Below are 2,746 nucleotides of genomic sequence, written 5' to 3' on the forward strand. Positions count from 1 at the left end.
CCTTTGGCTAAATTAATTATAACACAGTTTACCCACAGATGGTAGAATTAAACCGATGCTCCGCGGTTGATATTCTGGTCGGATTTCATCCCCCGCAAAGGTGAGTATCTTGTCGAAAAATGTAGCGGGGGCATTCATCCGACATTTTAGGTAACAAAGTGAAATATTTTTTCTTAACGGCAGGTTGGACAATAGGACGGGTGTGGGAATTTGGCGGTTTGTGGGATCACGCGAGTAGTTGGCGACGACCACCGCAGATAGAGCGATTAAATATCGGTATTTTAGAGGGAGAACAGGTTTTATGGCTTTATAAGGTGGAAGAAGCCGTGATTATGGTAGAAGTTGCCCCCAAGAGTGCAGAAATTGCCGATACTGTCCCCACCATCGGGCAAGTGGTGCTAAAACGCTTGATTAGTGCCGAACAAGTCCTCGAAATCCTGCAAAATGCCGAAGAAGTGCTGAGGAAGTAATCAGTAATCAGTAATCAGTAATCAGTTATCAGTTATCAGTCATAATTCCCCATCTCCCCACAGCCCACAGCCCACAGCCCACAGCCCACAGCCCACAGCCCACACCCTACACCCTACACCCCACACCCTACACCCCACACCCCACACCCACACCCCACACCCTACACCCCACACCCCACACCTCACACCTCACACCCCACTTCCTTATTTGGACTATTCTGGCCGAAGACCGATCGCAAAGACTTGAAATCTGTTCTAACAATAGTTACACTTCTTTAGAATAGATACACTTTTCAAGGGATAATGTAGGTCGGCTAACTCTTGCACTTAACAGTCGAGATTGTTGGGCTTATATTTTCACCCTGAATATAAAAAGCGTCTAAGTGGACACTAAATTGTCAATAGGAGGAGCGTAGTCAATGGGACTACCTTGGTATCGAGTACACACAGTCGTTCTCAACGACCCGGGCCGTTTAATTTCCGTTCACCTGATGCACACCGCACTGGTAGCGGGTTGGGCTGGCTCCATGGCCCTCTATGAGCTTGCTATTTTCGACCCCAGTGACCCCGTATTAAACCCGATGTGGCGGCAAGGAATGTTCGTGCTGCCCTTCATGGCCCGTTTAGGTGTCACTGGTTCATGGGGTGGCTGGAGCGTCACCGGCGAAACTGGTGTTGACCCCGGTTTCTGGTCTTTTGAAGGCGTTGCCGCCGCTCATATCGTCTTATCCGGTCTGCTATTCCTAGCGGCGGTTTGGCACTGGGTTTTCTGGGATTTAGAATTATTTATCGATCCCCGCACGGGCGAATCTGCGCTCGATTTGCCGAAAATGTTCGGTATTCACCTGTTCTTATCCGGTTTACTCTGCTTCGGTTTCGGTGCTTTCCATCAAACAGGCCTTTGGGGTCCTGGGATGTGGGTTTCCGATGCCTACGGTTTAACCGGTCATGTGCAGCCCGTAGCTCCCGAATGGGGACCGGCTGGTTTTAACCCCTTTAACCCCGGGGGTGTGGTAGCTCACCACATTGCTGCGGGTATCGTCGGGATTATCGCCGGTTTATTCCATTTAACCGTTCGTCCCCCCGAAAGACTCTATAAAGCCCTGAGAATGGGTAATATCGAAACGGTGCTTTCTAGCAGTATCGCCGCCGTTTTCTTTGCCGCTTTCGTCGTGGCCGGAACCATGTGGTACGGTAATGCTACCACCCCGATCGAACTCTTTGGCCCGACCCGTTACCAATGGGATAAGGGCTATTTCCAAGAAGAAATTGAGCGTCGCGTCGAGGCCAGCATCGCCAACGGAGCCACCATCGCCGAAGCTTACCAAGCAATCCCTGAAAAACTGGCTTTCTATGATTATGTCGGTAATAGCCCCGCTAAAGGTGGTTTATTCCGTACTGGTGCCATGGATAGCGGTGACGGTATCGCTAAATCTTGGTTAGGACACCCCGTGTTCAAAGATGGCGAAGGTCGCGTCCTCAGCGTGCGTCGGATGCCTAACTTCTTTGAAACCTTCCCCGTTGTCCTGACTGACTCGGAAGGTATCGTTCGCGCCGATATTCCCTTCCGTCGTGCGGAATCGAAACTGAGTATCGAACAAAGTGGTGTCACCGTTTCTTTCTACGGTGGCGCTCTCGATGGTCAGGTCTTCAGCGATCCTGCTGATGTGAAGAAATTTGCCCGTAAAGCGCAACTCGGTGAAGCTTTCGAGTTTGACACCGAAACCCTGAAGTCTGACGGGGTATTCCGCACTTCTCCGAGAGGTTGGTTTACTTTCGGTCATGCTGTCTTTGCTTTACTATTCTTCTTCGGTCACATCTGGCACGGTTCTCGTACTATCTACCGCGACGTATTCGCTGGGGTAGATCCGGATCTGGAAGAACAAGTGGAATTCGGTTTATTCCAAAAATTGGGTGATCTTAGCACTCGTAAACAAGAAGTTTAGTTTTAGCTAAATCATCCATATAACTAGGGTTTGCTGAAAAAGTTTGTTGGTGGGGTTAGGAGTCGGTCGTCGGTCGTCAGTAGCCGGTCGTTTCAGGCTTTGTTGCCCTCTCTTGTTTGTACCAATTTATGTACTAAAACAAGGAGAATGCAAGGTTTTTGATGATCCCAATCCGATTTTCGCGGCATGAACATCGGATTTTAACAGGTCAAAAGCCTTATTTTAAAAGGGTTTTACCATTATTCAGCAAACCCTAACTAAAGGAGTCAAGTCTTTGACTCCTTTTTTTGTTAATTATTAGCTCTCCTGCAAACGTGAGACTAATACCAA

Annotated in this window: 2 protein-coding genes; both read left to right on the top strand. The window is 48.9% G+C overall.

The window, feature by feature from the left end; all coding sequences use genetic code 11:
• The first annotated feature begins 158 nt into the window (after window positions 1–158).
• Window positions 159–470, top strand: coding sequence for a hypothetical protein (locus tag IM477_RS16795; protein ID WP_002798470.1), 312 nt, complete (start codon window positions 159–161; stop codon window positions 468–470).
• A 419-nt stretch (window positions 471–889) separates the two neighbouring features.
• Window positions 890–2,416 (top strand): photosystem II chlorophyll-binding protein CP47, encoded by a 1,527-nt coding sequence (gene psbB / locus IM477_RS16800; RefSeq protein ID WP_149986009.1) that lies wholly within the window; start codon window positions 890–892, stop codon window positions 2,414–2,416.
• Window positions 2,417–2,746 lie beyond the last annotated feature (330 nt).

The organism is Microcystis sp. M090S1 (assembly GCF_020246295.1).
Taxonomy (GTDB): Bacteria; Cyanobacteriota; Cyanobacteriia; order Cyanobacteriales; family Microcystaceae; genus Microcystis; species Microcystis aeruginosa.